The organism is Candidatus Azobacteroides pseudotrichonymphae genomovar. CFP2 (assembly GCF_000010645.1).
Classification (GTDB): domain Bacteria; phylum Bacteroidota; class Bacteroidia; order Bacteroidales; family Azobacteroidaceae; genus Azobacteroides; species Azobacteroides pseudotrichonymphae.
The window spans coordinates 526,028-544,310 of the sequence record NC_011565.1 but is presented as its reverse complement, the minus strand read 5'-3'; the positions used below and the strand labels follow the sequence as shown (position 1 = coordinate 544,310).

14 protein-coding genes and 1 tRNA gene are annotated in these 18,283 nt (G+C 32.1%); 6 read left to right on the top strand and 9 right to left on the bottom strand.

All coding sequences use genetic code 11. The features are described from left to right. Window positions 1–58 precede the first annotated feature (58 nt). From rplS to CFPG_RS02200, 4 genes are all read right to left on the bottom strand, one after another. The gene (rplS, locus tag CFPG_RS02215; protein ID WP_012573407.1) at window positions 59–412 is read right to left on the bottom strand and encodes a 50S ribosomal protein L19; all 354 of its coding nucleotides are present in this window, start codon (window positions 410–412) and stop codon (window positions 59–61) included. A gap of 153 nt (window positions 413–565) precedes the next feature. Further along, window positions 566–1,456, bottom strand: coding sequence for a radical SAM protein (locus CFPG_RS02210; protein WP_012573406.1), 891 nt, complete (start codon window positions 1,454–1,456; stop codon window positions 566–568). A 321-nt stretch (window positions 1,457–1,777) separates the two neighbouring features. Then, window positions 1,778–2,833, bottom strand: coding sequence for a M20 family metallo-hydrolase (locus tag CFPG_RS02205; protein WP_012573405.1), 1,056 nt, complete (start codon window positions 2,831–2,833; stop codon window positions 1,778–1,780). 235 nt (window positions 2,834–3,068) lie between these two features. Continuing rightward, entirely contained in the window at window positions 3,069–3,326 is a 258-nt protein-coding gene (locus CFPG_RS02200) for an acyl carrier protein (protein WP_012573404.1), read from the bottom strand. A 386-nt stretch (window positions 3,327–3,712) separates the two neighbouring features. On the opposite strand from CFPG_RS02200, the gene CFPG_RS02195 reads away from it, so the two are divergent. Further along, window positions 3,713–4,309, top strand: coding sequence for a rhomboid family intramembrane serine protease (locus CFPG_RS02195; RefSeq protein WP_012573403.1), 597 nt, complete (start codon window positions 3,713–3,715; stop codon window positions 4,307–4,309). Between the two features lie 69 nt (window positions 4,310–4,378). Further along, complete coding sequence (locus CFPG_RS02190) at window positions 4,379–5,410, top strand: endonuclease/exonuclease/phosphatase family protein (protein ID WP_012573402.1); 1,032 nt, start codon at window positions 4,379–4,381, stop codon at window positions 5,408–5,410. Here the strand turns inward: CFPG_RS02190 and CFPG_RS02185 are convergent. Then, window positions 5,400–5,900: a regulatory protein RecX gene (locus tag CFPG_RS02185; protein ID WP_012573401.1), complete on the bottom strand. Its 501-nt coding sequence runs from the start codon at window positions 5,898–5,900 to the stop codon at window positions 5,400–5,402. The two genes, CFPG_RS02190 and CFPG_RS02185, sit on opposite strands and share 11 nt — an antisense overlap. Before the next feature lie 362 nt (window positions 5,901–6,262). On the opposite strand from CFPG_RS02185, the gene CFPG_RS02180 reads away from it, so the two are divergent. Both CFPG_RS02180 and CFPG_RS02175 read left to right on the top strand, forming a co-directional pair. Further along, window positions 6,263–7,216: an acetylornithine carbamoyltransferase gene (locus CFPG_RS02180; protein ID WP_012573400.1), complete on the top strand. Its 954-nt coding sequence runs from the start codon at window positions 6,263–6,265 to the stop codon at window positions 7,214–7,216. A gap of 1,069 nt (window positions 7,217–8,285) precedes the next feature. Beyond that, on the top strand, window positions 8,286–10,676 hold the full coding sequence (locus tag CFPG_RS02175) for a hypothetical protein (RefSeq protein WP_050720669.1): 2,391 nt from the start codon (window positions 8,286–8,288) through the stop codon (window positions 10,674–10,676). A gap of 18 nt (window positions 10,677–10,694) precedes the next feature. Here the strand turns inward: CFPG_RS02175 and CFPG_RS02170 are convergent. The 4 genes from CFPG_RS02170 to uvrA all read right to left on the bottom strand — a co-directional run bounded on the left by CFPG_RS02170 (window position 10,695) and on the right by uvrA (window position 15,368). Continuing rightward, window positions 10,695–10,767, bottom strand: a tRNA-Arg gene (locus tag CFPG_RS02170). Between the two features lie 76 nt (window positions 10,768–10,843). Beyond that, window positions 10,844–11,506: a uracil-DNA glycosylase gene (locus CFPG_RS02165; protein WP_012573398.1), complete on the bottom strand. Its 663-nt coding sequence runs from the start codon at window positions 11,504–11,506 to the stop codon at window positions 10,844–10,846. 552 nt (window positions 11,507–12,058) lie between these two features. Continuing rightward, window positions 12,059–12,577, bottom strand: a complete 519-nt coding sequence (locus tag CFPG_RS02155; RefSeq protein WP_012573397.1) for a gamma carbonic anhydrase family protein — start codon at window positions 12,575–12,577, stop codon at window positions 12,059–12,061. Window positions 12,578–12,596: 19 nt separating this feature from the next. After that, window positions 12,597–15,368, bottom strand: coding sequence for an excinuclease ABC subunit UvrA (gene uvrA / locus CFPG_RS02150; protein WP_012573396.1), 2,772 nt, complete (start codon window positions 15,366–15,368; stop codon window positions 12,597–12,599). Window positions 15,369–15,675: 307 nt separating this feature from the next. Between uvrA and CFPG_RS02145 the strand changes: the two genes are divergently transcribed. Continuing rightward, on the top strand, window positions 15,676–16,839 hold the full coding sequence (locus CFPG_RS02145) for a 1-deoxy-D-xylulose-5-phosphate reductoisomerase (RefSeq protein ID WP_012573395.1): 1,164 nt from the start codon (window positions 15,676–15,678) through the stop codon (window positions 16,837–16,839). Then, entirely contained in the window at window positions 16,836–18,146 is a 1,311-nt protein-coding gene (gene rseP / locus CFPG_RS02140; protein WP_012573394.1) for an RIP metalloprotease RseP, read from the top strand. The genes CFPG_RS02145 and rseP overlap by 4 nt, the downstream gene beginning before the upstream one ends. Window positions 18,147–18,283 lie beyond the last annotated feature (137 nt).

The following is an 18,283-nucleotide window of genomic DNA, read 5'->3' as shown; positions in this document are numbered from 1 at the left end:
AAAAGAATATATCCTAGATATTGGATTGGCGAATTACTATCTCAGTAGTGTTTTGATTTTAAATTCTTTTCTCTTTAATCCTGGATTTTTTGCCTATCAATTTACGTAGATAATATAATTTAGATCGCCTTACTTTTCCAATTTTGTTCAAAACAATATTATCTATAAATGGCGAATTTATGGGGAAAATACGTTCTACACCAATATTTTCAGACATTTTTCGAACTGTGAAACGCTTGGAACTTCCATGTCCAGCCATTTTAATTACTACACCTCTATACTGTTGAATACGCTCTTTATTCCCTTCTTTAATGCGGTATGCTACCGTTATAGTATCACCACTTTTAAAATGAGGATAAGCCTTTTGAGTTAGGTCTGCAAATCTCTGCTCTACAACTTTAATCAAGTCCATTATTTTTTAATAAATTTTCAGACAGCCCAATCTAACATTGCAATGCTTTTCATTTAAGACTAGGAAGCGAAGGTAACAACATTCTGTAAGAAATACAAATTCTTCTTAAGTGTAAGAAAAAAATATAATATTTAGTATAATATTTAATTTAGTTTAAATCCTTAACTTTATTCCTGCAAGTATTGTATCAGGTTTTAGATTGAAAATGGCATTCATTTCTCCTGCCATGGACAATCCGCATTGATTGCATATGCCTGCTCTTTCCCCTTGGCATCCAGTAAGTCGAGTCCCATCCGACAAAATAAAGTTAGAAATCCAGCATTGTTTTTTGAAATTATTGTGTTTCATAAGCTTCAATCCTGAGATAGAATTCATAATCGGATAGCCTTCCTTTTTTTTGTGGAGAATCAAATCTATGATTTCTGAACGTTTATCCCAATCTAAAAATAAATGTTCAGTGCCTATATAAGGAGTATGAAAGTTTAACGAAATAGATTGTATATGTGGATGATTTTTAACAAATTCTATAGTTTCTTCTACCGAATTATAGTTCCGGGAGTTAATTACCATATTACCACTTAGTTTATGATAATTAGTTATTGCTATATTTTTAAGCAAACGCTCAAATGAGCCTTCCCCTCTTATATCATCATGAAAACTACCAATGCCATCCAAACTTACCCAAATGAAATCGGCATCTAATCCCGAGAAAGGCATTTGAGCATTGGTGGTAACTGTTGTAGAATAGAATCCAATTGCTTTTGCCAAATGAATCAGACTATTCAAGTCTTTGTTTCCATCATTCCATAAAGTTGGCTCTCCTCCTTCAAAATCTACGAATCGAGAACCCAAACAATAAGAGTATTCCAATTCTTTCTTAATTTGTTCATACGACTTGATATTTGGATTATTTGTTCTATAAATTGAACAATGCTTACATGCCAAATTGCATTTATCAGAAATAAATAAGACCGTTTGTAATGGTTTCTTTTTATCCAAAAAAAAGGCATTTACGAACCACCAAAAGAGATAAAATAAATACATTAAAAAGAAGATTTAATATTTCAGATATATTTTTTTGTTAAAAAATTAGTTATAGTCTGTATTCCTAAATTTAAGATAATATTTAACATTCTTCTGTTATTAACTTTCTGTAATTATGTCTCAATTCTGTTGTTTATTTTTTGAATAACTTATTTCCCTATAAATAAATGTTGTAATAACAACTATTTTTTGACTAAATATTTTCCTCATAAGAAAGAATGAGACTTCCTCTATTGAGAGGAGAATAAGAATAATCTCTAGAATCTTATTAAGAGTTTATACTCTTTTAATATACATATGACTTTTTATCAAAAGTAGTCCCTATAAAGTTAGGTTATTTAATAAACAGAAGTAAAGTTTTATTGCTTCTTCTATTTCTGATAGATAGACAAACTCATCTGCTATATGTGAGCGAGATGAGTCCCCCGGACCAATTTTCAATGAAGGAAAGTTCATCAAGGCTTGGTCTGAAAGCGTGAGGCTCCCAAATGGTTTCAAGCCAAAACTTTTTGCCCTTCTTATCAAAGGATTGTCGAGAGATATTTGCGACGAATTTAATCTAAGAGAACGAGCTTTGATTTCGCAAGGAGAAGTACGAATTATTTCTTCAAAAAGTTGTTTGTTTGTATAACATTCATTACTTCTTATATCTACTGTAAATTGACAAATATCTGGAATAATATTGTGTTGCATTCCAGATTGAATCATTGTTATAGTAGATTTCACACTTCCCAGCCAATCACTTTTTAGAGGGAACTGCAGATTTTGAAACCAATTTATTATCGGAATTGCTTTATAGATAGCATTTATACCTTCGTCTCTTGCAGCATGTCCAGATTTACCATAAACTGTTCCATCCAAAACCATCAGCCCTCGTTCTGCAACTGCTGGCTGCATTTCTGTAGGTTCCCCTACTACTGCCAATGTAATTGGTGGTAGTTCCGTCAATACAGATCCAAGTCCCTCTGATCCAGAAACTTCTTCCTCACAAGAAACCAAAAAAATAAAATTGTTAGGTTGCCAACGAGATGTAAGAATAAAAAAAGATTGTAGTAAAGCTACTAATGAGGCTCCGGCATCGTTACTTCCTAATCCATATAGTTTTTTATTTTCTTCCAAAGGCGAAAAAGGATTTTTGGTCCAACTATATACTGGTTTTACAGTATCAATATGGGAATTAAGCAAAATTGTAGGTTTCGTATCATCCCATTTATCAGATAACACCCAAATATTATTCCCTTTTCTTTTAGGACGAAAGTTCTCTTTTATCAAAAAAAATTCCAGCCAATTTGCAGCTTCCGTTTCCTCTCGACTAAAAGAAGGGATAGATATCAATTTTTTTAGTAAGTTTAAAGCCTTGTTAGTGGGGGGGAACATAAAACTCAAAGTGAGGAAGCGTTCATTTGTTTTTAGTAAACTTTCTTTTTCCCTAACGGAATGAGTTTTTTTTCAAAAAAATCCTACGAAGAAAAGAAGGACTTTAAGAGCAGTGTACAATCGAGCGAGACTAACGGATATAAATTCCGAAAAAACAGCCAAGAAAGATAAAACAACTTAAAATTGTAATTGTTTTGTCTTTCTTAATTCTATGCTATTGAAGCAAGGATAAATTTTAACTTTTCGTTGCGGCTTCATTTGCATGGGATTCTATATATGCAATAGCATCTCCTACTGTTTTTATAGCAATAGACTCATCATTTGGAATAGGATTCATATTGAACTCTTTTTCTAAATCCATAATCAACTCTACAGTATCTAAAGAGTCAGCTCCTAGGTTATTAGCAAAGTCGGCTTCGAGTGTAACCTCTGATTTTTCTACATTCAATTTTTCTGAAATGAGATCTATAACTCGTTCTGAAATTTGAGACATATGTTTTTTCGATTTAAGTTTAACCTAACTGTTATTTAATAGCTTTTCTTTCCAGAAGTACTGGACTTTAAAAAGGAAGTACAAAGGTAAAACATTTATCGCTAAGTACCAAATAATAAAAGTTAACAACTTCCTTTATATTCTTCAGGAATCACTAAAAAAACAGTTAGTTGTCGCTCTTCCAATTCTCGCTCACTTTAAAATCACATGTTATGAAGTATTTGGAAATATTGTCTGAATATTTTTTATAAGGATTATTGTCTGTTAAATCCTCGTATCATGGCAAACTATAATTTTGGAAGGTCTAATTTCAGTGAACAATGAAACGAAATTTTTTTGTTAAAAATTCTTTACATTTACAGCAGTGGATCACATAAAATTAGTTTATGTCAAACGATGGTTTTGCACTCCCACAAGTTACGCGAAATCTTTTGATTATTAATGTATCCGTATGGATAGCTTGTCATTATTTCGGCGGGCTGGCTGATGTTTTGGGGTTACACCATTTTCAGTCAAAGAGATTTTCGCTTTACCAGCTAATTACTTATATGTTTACCCATGAAACTTTCCAGCATTTGTTTTTTAATATGTTTGCTTTGTTTATGTTTGGTGGGGCTGTAGAAATGGTTTGGAAACAAAAACGTTTTTTGACTTATTATATTGTTACTGGTATTGGAGCAGGATTGGTTCAAGTGTTGGTATTTTACATAAAGATTAGTCCACAAGAGGCTGTAATGATCGGAGCGTCGGGAGCTATTTTTGGTTTACTATTGGCTTTCGGTATTCTTTTCCCTGAAACTCTTCTCTATATAATGTTTATTCCTATTCCTGTTAAAGCAAAGTATTTTGTTGTGGGATATGGGTTGCTTGAATTTTTTTATGGAATGTCTAGGAATGTCAGTGATAATGTGGCTCATTTTGCACATTTGGGCGGAATGCTATTTGGAATTTCCATGATTCTTTATTGGAAATGGAAAAATTGATATTTCTCGAAAACGAGTAAAAAATCGTTTAATATTGGCGAATAGTATTGACAAAAATTGTATTGTAAAATGTTTAAATTCGTCGCTTACGCAAGCTTGTTTTTTTTAGTCATTTCCTCTTTTTCAGATAGAATTTCCCCTCTCATTTTTCCTTATGTCACCTATTTTGGATTGGCTTTCCCGTTTATTTTTGCTTTTAATATTTTATTTTTCTTCTTTTGGCTGATAATTAAGAAATGGAAACAAGCATTTGTTACTCTGACTGTCTTTATACTATGTAAAGAAGCTATTTGTACTTATTTCCCTATCCACAATAAAGCTAAAAATATTCCCGAAGGATGTATTCATGTATCTACCTACAATCTAATGAATTTTGGGTGTTGTACGAAACATCCTGATTCGATACTACAGTATGTGGCTAACCAAAATTCGGATATTATTTGTTTCCAAGAGTTTAGACTTGGGAATAAGCAGCTTACATTATCCGCTGTAAGAAATACTTTAAGAGCTACTCCTTATTTCTTTCTTCTTCCATGTAGAGTAGCTGTATTTTCCAAATATCCGATTTTATCAACTAAAAATATTCCTTTCGGAAGTCGATACAACGGGGCATTGATTGCAGAGTTAAATATAAATGGGCGAAAAGTTACTCTTATAAATTGCCATTTAGAGTCAAACAAGATTTTGGATAGCGAGAAAATAGATTATTATGATCTAATACAAACACTTAATGTACGTAAACTAGGGGCATTTACATACATGATGTTTCATAAATTGACTCCGGCCTTTAAGATTCGAGCAATGCAAAGTTCTATCATTGCAGAAATAATCAGAGAAAGTAAAAACCCTTATACTATAATTTGCGGGGATTTTAATGATACTCCTATTTCTTTTACTTATCGTAAAATAAAGGGAGATTTAGAGGATTCTTTCGTAGAAAGCGGCTGTGGCATGGGTATTAGTTTTAATGCAAATTATTTTTTGTTTAGAATAGATTATATTTTTCATAGCAAAAATATGAGATCTTATAATGCAATGGTTGGTAAAGGAGAAGATTCAGACCATTATCCTGTGCAAACTTATTTGCAATTTATAAATTAATTAATTCCGTATTATCCTCTAGTAATGAAGAAGAATTTTTGAGTGTAAGTTCAATATCTTCTATAGAAAAACCTCTTTGAGAGGCAAAGCGTATAAGTTTTTGATTTACTTCATAGTTAGTGTTGCCTTTTATTGTTTTTCGTTTGTTCTCCAATAGTTTTTTTAGTTGCTTGCGAGTTTCTCTAATATTTATTAGAGAAACAGCTTGTTGAATTAGATCTTGAGGGATTTTTTTTTGTTCTAATTCATATCTGATTTTGTAAATCCCCTGAAAATTATTACGCTGTGTTTTTCTATTTATGAAAGCTTGGCAATAGCGTTTTTCATTTAAAAAATTTTCTTTTTGTAGTTTTTGAATGATTTTTTCTTGTTCCTTGATGGGAATTGCCCAGCGGGACATTTGTCTATAGAGATCAGAAATACATCGTTCTGAATAGCAACAGTACTTAGCTAATCGTTTAAACGCTTGTTCTGTATTTATTTTTTCCATTTAAAGTGCAAAGATGAAATTGTTGATTGAATACAAAAATATGGAACTCATAATAAAGAACACTTCTTGTAAGCTAATTTACAAAATCGGTAGAAATAGAAATGCCAAATTTTATGATATGATTGGATGATGACAAGACCATAAGGGAGGGGAATATAGTTTGGCATAACATGTCTCCCTAAGGGGGAGAAGGCTTGCTTTATAATGGATAATTTCCCACCTTTGATTCGTATTTTTTTTGGACAAAGTGGCAGGTTTTAAACATTCAAATCTTTTTCTGTTTATATACTTTATTTGTGGCTTTAAATTTAAATTTTTTAAAAATTTGTCTATAATATTCGTGTGTCTATAATACTTATAGTATGAAAATATTTATAAATGCGAAAGATTTAGGGAATTTAAACACTGCTGTAAAAGAGGCTTTTGAGGTAAAGAAAAATCGCTTCATGTATAAACATCTTGGAGAAAATAAAACTCTTTTGATGGTATTTTTCAATTCCAGTTTACGCACGCGATTGAGTACACAAAAGGCATCTATGAATCTGGGGATGAATACAATCGTATTGGATATTAATCATGGGACATGGAAATTGGAGACAGAGCGAGGAATTATTATGGATGGTGATAAACCTGAACACATATTGGAGGCTATACCAGTGATGGGGTGTTATTGTGACATAATAGGAGTTCGTTCATTTGCCAAATTTGAAAGTAAATTAGACGATTATAGCGAAAATATTCTTCAACAATTCATACGTTATTCTAACAAACCTGTTTTCAGTATGGAAGGAGCTACTACCCATCCTCTTCAAGCCTTTGCTGATTTAATTACTATTGAAGAATTTAAGAAAAAATCTCATCCTAAAGTAGTTCTTTCATGGGCTCCTCATCCCAAAGCCCTGCCTCAGGCTGTTCCAAATTCATTTGTTGACTTCATGAATGAAGCGGATGTAGATTTGGTAATTACCCATCCGAAAGGCTACGAATTAGACCCTCGATTTGTCCGAGGAGCAATGGTGGAGTACAATCAGCGAAAAGCATTTGAGGGAGCAGATTTTATTTATGCTAAAAACTGGGCAGTGTATGAAGATACGCGCTATGGACAGGTTCTAAGTAAAGATAGAAACTGGACAATAGATACTGCTAAAATGAATTTGACGAATCATGCAAAGTTTATGCATTGTTTGCCCATACGAAGAAATATGATTGTTACTGACGAAGTAATCGAAAGTCCACAATCTATTGTAATTCAAGAAGCCTCCAATCGCGAAATATCGTGTCAAGTAGTTCTTAAACGCATGTTGGAAAATTTATAAAAAATCAAAGATAACTGTAAATAAAAATTAATTTCTTTTGATTATCGCCGAACTTCATTTATGAAAGAAGATTTATGAAAATTTCATAAATCCCTGTTAATTGAGTGAGAAATAATTGAGTGAGAAATAAATGTTACAACATTTTTCCATTATTACCGTTGTATTTATAATGATTCTCAGGTATTTGGAAAACTATTCAGACTGTTTATTTCTCAAATTGCTTCTTTCTTTTTTTTATTGAAATATTATTGTTGATGAAAATTTCACAGCGAGGATGGTAGTTCGAATATAATTCGAAGTGTAAAGCACATAATCAATTAATGGATAATTAAATCGGACAATGAACTTTACAATGTAATGAATCAGGGATTTAAAATTAACTACCGGCGATTATGTTTGGTTTATTAATACTGGTGACTCAATTTCTTCATAAGAACTACCGTTCAAAAACGGTAGTTAATAAACTTAGATAAGAATTATTTGCCAGATATAACTTTTGGAGAAATAAGAATTGTAGATTTCGAAGGGAGTTCTTTAGATATAAATTACTTGAAAGTAACTGGAAGATCAAATTAGCAAAATTTCCATATGGGTAGGTGTATTTTGGGTTACCATCAGTCTTTTAATTAAACGGGAAATGGTAGAATCTTATGATTTACAATGCAAATTTGTAGCTGATTATGACTGAAATATTCGATATATGAAAAAAGGTGAATTCTATTTATAGATATACATTTAATTTTATCTCATTTCTTAGAAATGAAATAAGTACAGCTAACCGGCAGAATTTTTAAAAAGAATGTCATCAAATCATTTACAAAAAAAAAAAATTATAGGTGCTATCCACCTTAATTCATAATCTTTAGTCTATCATTCAATTTTGTACTACCATATTGTAATGATAGAATCACTACAATGTTTCTCTTTTTGTTTAATTTCAGTATTAAGCATGTATTCTGTTATAAAAAAATCTTTGTCCCACATTGTTGCTACGAGTGTCTTTTTAATATTAATATCTGTTTACTTCGCTCCAAGTATTTTTCAAAAAAAAACCATACAACAGGCGGACATGCAAAAAGCAGCGGGAATGGCTACTGATGTAGAGGAATATTATAAAAAAGAAGGTGGTATATCGGCATGGTCTGGTATGATGTTTTCTGGAATGCCCTCCTATCAAACCCGTTTTTATAACAATTTCCCCAATTATTTAAACTATTTGGAAAAACCGATCAAAGCCATTGATTATACTGGAGCAAGTATGATACTTACAGCTCTTATCTGTTTTTATATCCTAATGTGTATTATGGATATAAAACACTGGTTAGCTATTGCAGGTGCAATAGCTTTCTCCTTTGCTTCTTACAATTTTATTATTATAGCTGTAGGACATATTACAAAAATGTATGTTATTGCTTTTATGCCTCTTACAATAGGTGGGATAAAATTGCTATTTAGGAAAAATTGGCTTTGGGGAATAGTTGTTTTTACATTAGGAATTTGTCTTTCTGTTGTAAATGGCCATATACAGATTACTTATTATCTGTTTCTTTTTTGTATTTTTCTTTTTGTTGGATTGGTAGTTGACAAATTCCGAAAAAAAGAATATTTGTTTTCTGTTAAAGCAAGCGGCATGATAGTTCTTGCTATTGTTTTCGCTATTCTTCCTTCCATGGGAAGTTTATATATCAATTATGAAGCATCTCAAGAAAGTACACGTGGTCAATCCAATTTGATTACTGTTAAAGATAAAGAAGAAAATAGAAGACAATCTCCTGGTTTGGATATAGATTATGCATTTTCATGGAGTTATGGAAGAAGTGAGTTATTAACTCTACTAATTCCTAGGGCTTACGGTGGATCTTCGATTGAAACCTTAGATAAAAATTCTCAGTTTTATAAAACTTATAAAGCCTTAGGAGGCAAATTAGGAACAACTGTTAAAGCCCCAACCTATTGGGGGAATCAACCTTTTACAGCAGGACCCGTATATTTTGGCGCAATCGTTTGTTTCCTTTTTGTTTTGGGAATGTGTGTAATTGAAAATCCTATTAAATGGTGGATAGCATCTGCTAGTTTGTTTTTTATTTTTTTGTCTTTGGGAAAAAATTTTATGTTACTGAACGAATTTTTATTTTATCATTTGCCAATGTATAGCAAATTTCGTACACCTGCAATGGCATTGGTTATTCCTGGTATGACTTTCCCTCTCATTGGTTTTTGGGGATTGTCACAAATATTAAATGAAAAAGCAGATTCCAAGCAAATAAAAAAATCATTGATTAAATCTTTTTCTGTTATAGGGGGCATTTGCTTATTAATCTGGATAATGCCTACCGTATTTTTGGGATTTAATTCTCCAACAGACGAACAATTTTTATCTAAATATCCTCAACTAATAGATGCTTTAATTGCTGATAGATGCTCACTAGCATCGAATGATGCTTTACGTTCTTTTGTTTTCATATTATTAACAAGTATCCTAATATTCTTTTTTCTTCAGTCCAAAAATAAAAAAGCAGGATTGGCTATTGTTAGTATCGGGATACTTGTTTTGATTACTATTGATATGTGGGGAATAGACAGACACTATCTCAATTATAAATCTTTTGCTAGTCAGAAGCTTGCCGAGTCATATAAAAAAACAGCATCCGATGAATTTATATTGCGAGACACCTCATTATCTTATCGTGTGTTAAATATTAGTAGGGATACTTTTAATGAAACGAATACATCTTTTTTTCACAAATCTATTGGAGGATACCATGCTGCAAAATTAAAGAGATATCAAGAATTGATAGATCATCGTATTATAAACGAAATAAACACTATATATTCAGTATTTCAGACAGCTACTTCTTTTGACGAGCTACAAAATGTATTCAAGAATACTCCTACATTAAATATGCTGAATGCCAAATATATTATTTATCATCCTGATAAAGAGCCTCTTATTAATCTACAAGCTAATGGAAATGCATGGTTTGTAAGTAAATTTGTTTTTGTTGATAATGCTAATCAAGAAATGAAAGCATTAAATAATATAAATCCGCAGCAAACGGCAATTATCAACAAAGATTTTACCAAATCAATAAAGATTAAAAATATTGTCCCTGATTCTACGTCTTTCATTCAATTGGTAGAATATAAGCCTAATTATTTAAAATATATTTCATCGACAACTTTCGATCAATTGGCTATATTTTCTGAAATTTATTATAAAAATGGTTGGAAATCGTTTATAGACCAAAAACCTGTTGAACATTTTCGTGCAGATTGGACATTGCGGGCTATGTGTCTTCCAGCAGGAAGACACATAGTTGAGTTTCGTTTCGAACCTGATAAGTATAATTTATTTGCCCAAATAAGTTCGATTGCCTCTTTGATAATCTTATTAGGATTTGTAGGAATATTGATTTTCCAATTAGGAAAAAGTTTTCGATTTGCAATGATAAAAAAGTAGAAATTTTGTTTTTCCTTGTGACTCCGGCAGGATTCAGACCTGCGACTTCCAGAATCGGAATCTGACGTTCTATTCACTGAACTACGGAGCCTCTATTTAATAATTTATACTAATTACTGATTATTAGAGTAAAAATATGTAAAACTGACAAATCTACAATCATTTGGCTACCAAGTAATAACGGTTTGCCCTGTTTTTTTTAGATAATCGTTGGTTTTACTAAAAGGTTTGCTTCCAAAAAATCCTTTATTAGCAGAAAAAGGTGAGGGATGAGCTGATTTTAATATCAAATGCTTGTCAGAAGGAATAAAAGCTCCCTTTTTTTGTGCATAAGTACCCCATAAAATAAATACAATATGTTGTTTTTCCTTCAATATTATATGGATAATTGCATCAGTAAATTTTTCCCAACCTTTTTTTTGATGTGAACCCGCTTTATGTGCTTGAACAGTTAGTGTAGCATTGAGTAGTAATACTCCTTGTTCAGACCACCGTTCTAAATTTCCTGAGGTAGATGATACAATGCCTATATCATCTTTAACTTCTTTGTAGATGTTTTGTAAAGATGGAGGCAATGGGATCCCTTCATTAACTGAAAAACATAAACCATTGGCCTGGCCGGGCTCGTGATAAGGATCTTGTCCTAAGATAACTACTTTTACTCTGTCAAGAGGTGTTTTATCAAAGGCACTAAAGATTTTATTCCCTTTGGGATAAATTATCTTTGAAGCATATTCATTTTTGATAAACTCAACTAATTGTTTAAAATAGGGTTTCTCAAATTCGGGAACCAAATACTTTCTCCAAGATTGTTCAATTTTTACGTTCATAATAATATTTTATTAGTCATTCCCCATTCTACTGAATTTTTAAGTTTACGACTCTCCTATGTCTATTTTAGCTTACTTCTTTAATGAAAAAGGGACATAACTATTATAATAATGATACAAATAAAATTAAATAATACATGGGAAACGTAATAAAAGGTATGTAAATAATAGGAAGTTTTTATATACCACAGGGACCAATATTGATAAGCATGATCTTAAAAATCCCTCCTGACCTTCCTAATATGTGTGAAAAACTACTATTTTATATTATTCCATCTTCTTTTTGCATTAGAAAGATCTGGAAGGACGTTCATATACAAAGTTACCCTTTCCCAAATTTTAATTGTCAGTACTGTATCCAAATACGTGGTATTGCGAAAATATTTGAAGCAAAACTGTGATGTTTATTATAAATATTTCCATTTTTTGTAATAAAGTGGATGTGATCATATGTGAAGAAGCTATTTTTGTGGATCAGTTTACTAAAATGGTATGAACAGAAAGGTAATAGTTGAAATAAACTAACTATCAAAACATTATTTAAATATTCTTTCAGTGAGATTTATACCATTCTGCATACATCAGATAGTTTTTAGCAATTTTCCGATTGATTCCCTCTGCTTGCTCAGGAGTAATTTTTTTAATAAACTTAGCAGGTATTCCCCCATAAACAGTACCTGCTTCTACTTTCGTACCACTTAAAACAACCGATCCAGCGGCGATTAACGCGCCTTTACCAACTACAACATGATCTAAAATCACTGCATTTATTCCAATCAATACCCCATTTTCAATTTTGGCTCCGTGAATAACTACATTATGACTAATACTTACATCATCACCTATTTCAACTGTAGATTTTTCATAAAGTGTATGAATTATCGAACCATCTTGAATATTTACCCTATTTCCTATACGGATAGTATTCACATCTCCCCTCAACACAGTGTTAAACCAAATACTACAGTCATTTCCGACAACAACATCTCCAATAATTACAGCATTATCTGCCAAAAATAAATTCCCTCCAAATCGAGGAGTAAAACCTCTTACCGATTTAATCAAAGCCATTGTTTTTTAATTCAAATACCTAATATAATTTTGCTTTCAAAAATTTCCCTGTAACAGATTCTCTATTTTTAGTAATTTCCTCAGGAGTCCCCGTACCAATTAAATAGCCACCGTTTTCTCCTCCCTCTGGTCCTAAATCAATGATATAGTCAGCAGTTTTGATAATATCCATATTATGTTCTATGATCACAATCGTATGTCCATAAGTAATCAACTCATTGAAAGCATGTATTAGTGTCTTGATATCAAAAAAATGAAGTCCAGTAGTTGGTTCATCGAAAATAAATAAAGTTGGGTGTTTTTTATCTTCGACAAGATGATAAGCTAGTTTCAGCCGTTGATTTTCTCCACCCGAAAGGGTAGCAGAACTTTGTCCAAGCTTAACGTAGCCTAATCCTACTTCATGTAAAATCTGCATTCTATGAATAATCTTTTTCGTCGTGTTGTCTTCTCTTTCCTTAAAAAAATCAATTGCTTCATCAATAGTCATATTAAGAACGTCATAAATATTTTTATTATGATATTCTATATCTAAGATATCTTGTTTAAATCGTTTACCTTGACATGTTTCACATTTCAAAATTACATCAGCCATGAATTGCATCTCAACTGTGATCGTGCCTTCACCTTTACATTCTTCACACCTACCACCTTTTATGTTAAATGAAAAATAAGATGAAGTAAAGTTTAATTGTTTTGCTAAAGGCTGTCCAGCAAAAAGTTTGCGTATTTCATCGTAAGCTTTAATATAGGTTACAGGATTGGAACGTGTAGAACGTCCAATAGAACTTTGGTCTATAAATTCTATACATTCTATAAGACATAAATCCCCGAAAACACTTTTTGTCTCCCTGTTACTTTCATAAAATTGTTTTAATTCTTGATAAAACACATCACATACCAAAGAGGATTTGCCTGAACCACTTACCCCAGTAACTACTGTCATAACATTCAATGGGAATCGTACATCAAATCCCTTTAAATTGTTTTTCCGAGCATTCTTTATTTCAATAAAATTATTCCATTTTCTGCGCTGTACAGGCACTTCAATTATTTCTTTTCCAGTAAGAAAACGAACTGTATGGCTTTCAGAAGCTATATCCAATTCATCAATTTTTCCTCTATAAATTATTTCTCCTCCATTCCTGCCTGCTTTAGGACCCATATCTATAATATAGTCTGCCGAACAAATGATTCTCTCGTCATGCTCCACCACTATTACTGTATTCCCTAATGCTTGTAACTTCCGCAGAGCTCTAATTAACAAAGTTGTATCTTTTGAGTGCAAACCAATGCTCGGTTCGTCTAAAATATATAGAGAACCTACCAGGTTATTCCCTAGTGCTGTTATTAAGTTAATGCGCTGACTTTCACCTCCAGATAATGTTGATGACAATCTATCCAATGTCAAATATCCCAATCCTACATCGTTTAAAAATTGTAATCGAGAATCAATTTCAATCAGAAGTCGCTTGGCAATTTGAGCATCATATTTGGTTAATTGAAGATTTTCAAAAAAGAATTTAACTTTATTGACAGACATAGTCATTAAATCAGTAATGTTTTTCTCTCCAATTTTTACATATAGGGCTTGATGCTTTAATCGTTTCCCTTTACAAACTGGACATGTAGTTTTGCCTCTATAACGAGCGTACATGACTCTATATTGGATTTTATACAAGTTTTCTTCTACATATTTGAAGAAATCGTTAATTCCATGTAACGATCCATTCCCATGCCACAACAAGTCCTTTTCTTCTTGTGTCAATTCTTTGTAAGGGCGATAAATAGGAAATTTGTAATAAGAAGATTTTTTAATAAACCCCTGTTTCCATTCACTCATTTTATCTCCTTTCCAGCAAACTATAGCATCATCATATATAGATAAAGAGGTGTCCGGAATGACTGATTTTTCTGATATTCCTAAAATTATTCCCAATCCTTCGCATGTCGGACAAGCACCTATTGGACTATTATAATTAAACATTCTATCTGAAGGTTCCTCAAATTCAATTCCATTATCTTCAAATCTTCGTGAAAACTCTTTTGAAATAATACCTTGTTTTGTATAAACATGAAGAACACAACTATCATTCCCTTTTAAAAAAGCGGTTTCTATCGAATCAGAAAAGCGGGAAACAGCCTTCAAGTCATTATTAATAATGAATCGATCTATCACTAAATAAACATTACGTGATAATATCTTGTCTCCGAGTATTTCCCCTATATGATAAATTTCACCATCAATTTCTATCCTTGAAAATCCCTCTTGAATTAATATACTCAATTGTTTTTCTATGGAATGAGACGCTGTCGGAATTATTTGAGTGAGTAAAACAATGCGTGTCCCATTTGGATAATGGGACATTTCATCTATTACATCGCTTGTTTGATGTTTGTATACTATTTTTCCAGTAATTGGCGAAATAGTTTTACCAATGCGAGCAAACAGCATACACAAATAATTGTAGATTTCAGTAGAAGTACCTACAGTACTGCGCGAATTATGAGTATTTACTTTTTGCCCAATAGCAATAGCTGGAGGTAGTCCTTTAATAAAGTCTACTTCAGGTTTGCTTATTTTACCAAAAAATTGACGAGCATAAGTAGAAAGACTCTCTACATAACGTCTTCGTCCTTCTGCATACAAAGTATCGAAAGCTAAAGATGATTTTCCTGATCCGGATAGTCCTGTAATTACAGTAAACTTATTAAGGGGGATTTCTACATCGATATTTTTAAGATTATTGACTCTTGCTCCTTTAATGACAATATTGGATTCCAATGTCATACTTTTTGGATTAATTTCTGATGTTATCCATGTATTAAACTTACTACAAAAGCACAAAAACATTGTAACTGTTTATTAGTCACATAATTTTGCAATGTTTTCCCATTTTTTTTACTTTCTTTATGGAAAAATTTCCTCTGTAGAGAAATATTCCAAGCTTAACAATTTAAAGTGCCAAATTTAACAGTTTTTGTACAGATCTATATCAACAAAAATGATATTCTAAGATAAACACCTTAAAAAGGTATCTGAACTGGACATTATCAGTATAATAATATGTAGGGATAGGAGAAATTGAAAACAAAAAATGAAACAAATAGCTTTGTTAGGTTCAACTGGTTCGATAGGAACGCAAGCATTGGATATCATTCGTCAACAACCTGAGAAATTGGGGATATATGCTCTTTGTGCTAACAATCAAGTAGAATTGCTTGTCCAACAAGCACGTGAATTTCTGCCCGATGTGGCCGTTACTGCTAATAAATTCAAATATAAACAACTCAAAGAAGGCTTAAAAGATCTTCCTATTAAAATATGGGCAGGGATAGATGCTATTTCACAAATAGTAGAAGCTGAGCCCATAGATATAGTACTTATGGCCTTGGTTGGTTATATAGGACTAAAACCAACTATTCATGCTCTTAAAGCCGGGAAAACCATTGCACTGGCAACCAAAGAAACATTAGTTCTTGCAGGTGAATTGATTACACAATTAGCATTAAAACATCATGCAACAATTTTACCTATAGATTCTGAACATTCTGCCATTTTTCAGTGTTTAATAGGAGAAAATCCTGATACAGTAGAACGTATTATCTTAACAGCCTCAGGAGGACCTTTTCGCAAATATTCCTTAGAGCAGTTGCAACATGTTACAAAACAAAAAGCATTGAAACATCCTAATTGGATGATGGGTAATAAAATAACTATAGATTCAGCTACTTTAATGAATAAAGGATTTGAAGTAATAGAAGCCAAATGGCTATTTGGCGTAAGTCCTGAACAAATTCAAGTATTAATACATCCACAATCCATCATCCATTCTATGGTACAATTCAAAGACACTTCTATTAAAGCACAATTAGGCTTACCTGATATGCACTTACCAATACAATATGCTTTGACTTATCCTGAAAGATTGAACTCATACTTCAAGTCGTTAGATTTTGATGAATATAGTCATTTGACATTTGAAAAGCCTGATACTGTTCGTTTTCGTAATCTGAATCTGGCTTTCGAAGCTATTCGGCAAGGAGGGAATATGCCTTGTATTCTTAATGCCTCCAATGAAACAGTAATCGACGCCTTTTTACAAGACAAAATAAGTTTTTTTGCAATGAGTGACATAATTGAGAAAACTATGGAATCGACAGCATTCATTGCATCTCCCACTTATGAGGATTTAGTGGAAACAGATCAAATAACGCGAATAATAACATCGAAAGAAATAATGAAGAGGCAAATAGAATGATTATAGCAACAACTTTAACTAAAACACTGCAACTGATAGTATGTTTGTCTATACTGGTAACTGCTCACGAATTCGGACATTATTTGTTTGCAAGGATATTCAAGGTAAGAGTAGAAAAATTTTATCTGTTTTTCAATCCTTGGTTTTCCTTGTTTAAATATAAATCTAAAAGTGATGGAACCGAATACGGCATAGGATGGCTACCTTTCGGAGGCTATGTGAAAATTACCGGAATGGTAAATGAAAACTTAGATATGGAAACTTTAAAACAACCACCAAATCCTTGGGAATTTCGTATCAAACCTGCGTGGAATCGTCTATTAATCATGATGGGAGGCATATTGATGAATTTTATTTTGGCTTTTTTTATATACTCAGTAATAATATTCAAATATGGAGATAGTTACATTCCAATTGGTAAAACACCTTTGTTTTTCAACAAAATTGCTCATGACGTGGGATTTCAAGATGGGGATATTATTCTTGCTGCCAACGGTAAAATTCTGACACGTTATGATGATTTGGATTTATTTCGTGTAATTGATGCCAAAGATGTTTCGATTTTACGAGGAGAAACAAAGAAAAAAATAGTTTTACCTTGGAACTTTAGATTGCAGATTATGTCCTCCCATATGCAATTTGCTGATTACCAGCCTTCCCGTGTAGACGGATTAGTAACAGGTGGTAATGCAAAAAAAGCACTATTGCAGATAGGAGACAAGATTACATCAGTTGATGGAAATGAAACTAACTCATTCCATATATTGGTATCGCAACTATCTAAATATAAAAATAAGGATGTCCAATTAGGAATTATAAGATCATCTAAAAAATTAAAGATTCAGGTACATGTTGATACCGATGGTAAAATCGGTGTTTTTTCCAAAGCTCAATCATTTTTTGAAACAAATAGATATAATTTTCTGCAGGCCTTTCCCGCTGGATTTACACTTGGAATTCGGAAATTTTCTTTTTATTTACTTCAATTAAAGTTTTTTTTTACCAAAGCAGGTATAAACAACATTGGTGGATTCGGTGCTATCGGAAGCCAATTCCCTTCGTCATGGAATTGGCTAATATTTTGGAATATGACTGCTCTTTTGTCCATTACTTTGGGAATAATGAACCTTTTGCCCATTCCTGCATTGGATGGCGGACATGTAATTTTCATTCTTTATGAGATAGTAACTGATTGTCAACCAAACGAAAAATTTATGAAATACGCTCAAATTGTGGGTATGATTTTACTCCTTTCAATATTAATATATGCTAATGGCATGGATATTTTTAGAGCATTCTTCAAATAGAGAAGTTTGTTATCCTTCAAAATTTTTTGTTATCCTTCAAAATTTAAACTAACAAGAAATATGGAGTTATAATTTATGAAAGAAGAATTTTTAGTGAAGAGGATATACTTGAAAATTATTCCTTGTTTTTTGGATAG